This is a genomic window from Streptomyces hirsutus, from assembly GCF_001418415.1.
GTDB lineage: Bacteria > Actinomycetota > Actinomycetes > Streptomycetales > Streptomycetaceae > Streptomyces > Streptomyces hirsutus.
This window is the reverse complement of the sequence record NZ_LIQT01000411.1, coordinates 1-3,150: the sequence shown is the minus strand read 5'-3', so window position 1 is coordinate 3,150 and position 3,150 is coordinate 1. Positions and strand designations below refer to the sequence as shown.

Sequence of the window (3,150 nt, the reverse complement as noted above, 5' to 3'; positions counted from 1 at the left end):
CTGGTGGACAGGTGACACGGGACAGCGGCACCACGGCGGGCGGGGTGGCTGGGGTGGCCCGGCCGGTCGTCGCGCCCGCCGTGGTGCCGCTGTCCCGTGTCACCTGTCCACCAGCCCCTCCAGTACGTCGGCGAGTGCGGCCACCCCGGCCAGGCAGTCGTCCTCGGCCGCGTGCTCGGCCGGGGAGTGCGAGACGCCCGTGGGGTTGCGCACGAACAGCATGGCGGTCGGAATGCTCGCGGAGAGGATCCCGGCGTCGTGTCCCGCCCCCGTGCCGAGGACGGGGATCCGGCCCGGGGCCGGGCCGCGGTCCCTGTCACTGTCCCTGTCCCGGTGCAGGATCCGGACGAGTTCGTCGCGCAGGGCGTGGTCGAAGTCGACGACGGGTGTGTGGGACTCGCGGACCACGTCCAGGTCCACGCCGTGGGCGGCGGCGTGGAGACGGGCCGCCTTCTCCACCCCGGCGACCACGGTGTCCAGGCTGGTCCGGTCGGCGGCGCGGGAGTCGAGCCAGCCGCGCACCAGGGAGGGGATGGCGTTGACGCCGTTCGGCTCGACGGCGATCTTGCCGAAGGTGGCGACGGCACCGGCGAGTTCGGCCTCGCGGCGGGCGGCGAGGACGGTCTCGGCATACGGCAGCATGGGGTCACGGCGGTCGGCGAGACGGGTGGTCCCGGCGTGGTTGGCCTCGCCGCGGAAGTCGAACCGCCAGCGGCCGTGCGGCCAGATGGCGCCGGCGATGCCGACCCGGTCGCCGGACAGGTCGAGGGCACGGCCCTGCTCGACGTGCAGTTCGACGAAGGCACCGATGCGGGCGAGCCGTTCGGGGTCGGCCCCGATGGCGTCGGGGTCGTGTCCGGCGGCCTCCATCGCCCGGGGCAGGGTGATCCCGTCGCCGTCGGTGAGGCGGTGCGCCTGGGCTCGAGTGAGCTGTCCGGCGGTGAGCCGTGATCCGACGCAGGCGAGCCCGAAGCGGGCGCCTTCCTCGTCACCGAAGTTGACGATGCCGAGAGGGCGGCCGATCGGCGTTCCCCTGCGGCGCAGTTCGTCGAGGGCGGCGAAGGCGGAGACCACTCCGAGGGGGCCGTCGAACGCTCCGCCGTCCGGCACGGAGTCCAGGTGGGACCCGGTGACGACGGCGTCCCCGGCGGCGGGGTCCCCCAGCCAGGCCCACTGGTTCCCGTTCCGGTCCACGTCGAGCCGCAGTCCCCGCAGTCCGGCCTGCGCGGCGAACCAGGCCCGGCATTCGGCGTCGGCGCCGGTCCAGGCGTAACGCCGGTAGCCGCCGGATTCGGGGTGGCGGCCGAGGGGAAGCAGGTCACGCCACATCTCCTGGAAAGCGGGGGGTGTGGAGGACCCGGTCACGCGCCCTCACTCCCACGGCCCCCGCGCCCCTCATGCCTCCCGGACCCCTCATGCCTCCCGGACCTCTCGTACCCCTCAGAGCCCTCGGAGCCCTCGGAGCCCTCGCGCATCGGTACCCGTACGCCCCGTTCCGACGCGACCGAGTCAGCGAGGTCGTAGCCGGCGTCCACGTGGCGGATGACGCCCATTCCGGGGTCGTTGGTCAGGACCCGTCGGATCTTCTCGCCGGCGAGCCCGGTGCCGTCGGCGACCGTCACCTGGCCCGCGTGCAGGGAGCGGCCCATGCCGACGCCGCCGCCGTGGTGGACGGAGACCCAGGAGGCCCCGGACGCCACGTTCACCATGGCGTTGAGCAGCGGCCAGTCGGCGATCGCGTCGGACCCGTCGAGCATGCCCTCGGTCTCGCGGTACGGGGAGGCCACCGAGCCGCAGTCGAGGTGGTCGCGGCCGATGACGACGGGGGCCGAGAGTTCCCCGGAGGCGACCATGTCGTTGAACCGCTCGCCGGCCTTGTCCCGCTCGCCGTATCCGAGCCAGCAGATGCGCGCGGGCAGGCCCTGGAAGCGGACCCGTTCCCCGGCCAGGCGCATCCAGCGGGCGAGGGACGCGTTCTGCGGGGACTCGGCCTCGGGGAAGAGGTCGAGGACGGCCCGGTCGGTCTTCGCGATGTCGGCGGGGTCGCCGGACAGGGCGGCCCAGCGGAAGGGTCCCCTGCCCTCGCAGAACAGCGGGCGGATGTACGCGGGCACGAAGCCGGGGAAGGCGAAGGCCCGGTCGTATCCGGCGAGTCGAGCCTCGCCCCGGATGGAGTTGCCGTAGTCGAAGACCTCGGCGCCGGCGTCCATGAAGCCGACCATCGCCTCGACGTGCCGGGCCATGGACTCCCGGGCGCGGGCGGTGAAACCGGCCGGGTCCTTGGCCGCGGCGGCGGCCATGTCCTCGAAGGCGATCCCGGTGGGCAGGTAGGCCAGCGGGTCGTGGGCGGAGGTCTGGTCGGTGACGATGTCGACGGGGGCGCCCATGGCCAGCAGCCGCGGGACCACGTCGGCGGCGTTGCCGAGGACGCCGATGGACAGCGGGCGGCGGGCGTCACGGGCCTCGGCGGCCAGGCGGAGGGCGTGGTCGAGGGAGTCGGCCCGGACGTCCAGGTAGCGGTGCTCGATGCGGCGGTCGATGGCGCGCGGGTCGCAGTCGACGCAGATCGCGACGCCGTCGTTCATGGTGACGGCGAGCGGCTGGGCGCCGCCCATGCCGCCGAGTCCCGCGGTCAGGGTGACGGTCCCGGCGAGGGTGCCGCCGAACTTCTTCGCGGCGACGGCGGCGAACGTCTCGTAGGTGCCCTGGAGGATGCCCTGGGTGCCGATGTAGATCCAGGAGCCGGCGGTCATCTGCCCGTACATGGTCAGGCCGAGGGCCTCCAGGCGGCGGAACTCCTCCCAGTTGGCCCAGTCGCCGACGAGGTTGGAGTTGGCGATGAGGACCCGCGGGGCCCATTCGTGGGTCTGCATGACGCCGACGGGGCGGCCGGACTGGACGAGCATCGTCTCGTCCTGCTTGAGGGTCCTCAGGGTGCGGACCATGGCGTCGAAGGAACGCCAGTCGCGGGCCGCCTTGCCGGTTCCTCCGTAGACGACGAGCTGCTCGGGGTGCTCGGCGACCTCGGGGTCGAGGTTGTTCTGCAGCATGCGCAGGGCCGCCTCCTGGGGCCAGCCCAGGGTGCTCAGGTCCGTGCCGCGCGGGGCGCGGACGGGGCCGCGGGGCGGCGCGGCGGGCCCGGCGGGGGCC

Annotated in this window: 2 protein-coding genes; both read right to left on the bottom strand. The window is 74.0% G+C overall.

Features of this window, described 5'->3' with window-relative positions:
- Positions 1-99: 99 nt before the first annotated feature.
- Positions 100-1,329, bottom strand: coding sequence for an allantoate amidohydrolase (locus tag AOK11_RS28470; RefSeq protein ID WP_079035140.1), 1,230 nt, complete (start codon positions 1,327-1,329; stop codon positions 100-102).
- A gap of 32 nt (positions 1,330-1,361) precedes the next feature.
- Positions 1,362-3,089: a urocanate hydratase gene (hutU, locus tag AOK11_RS28465; protein ID WP_420903026.1), complete on the bottom strand. Its 1,728-nt coding sequence runs from the start codon at positions 3,087-3,089 to the stop codon at positions 1,362-1,364.
- Between the last annotated feature and the right edge of the window lie 61 nt (positions 3,090-3,150).

What these genes read in the sequence shown, in the direction of transcription:
- AOK11_RS28470 (WP_079035140.1), bottom strand. Translation starts at nt 1,329, where the DNA reads ATGTGGCGTGACCTGCTTCCCCTCGGCCGCCACCCCGAATCCGGCGGC.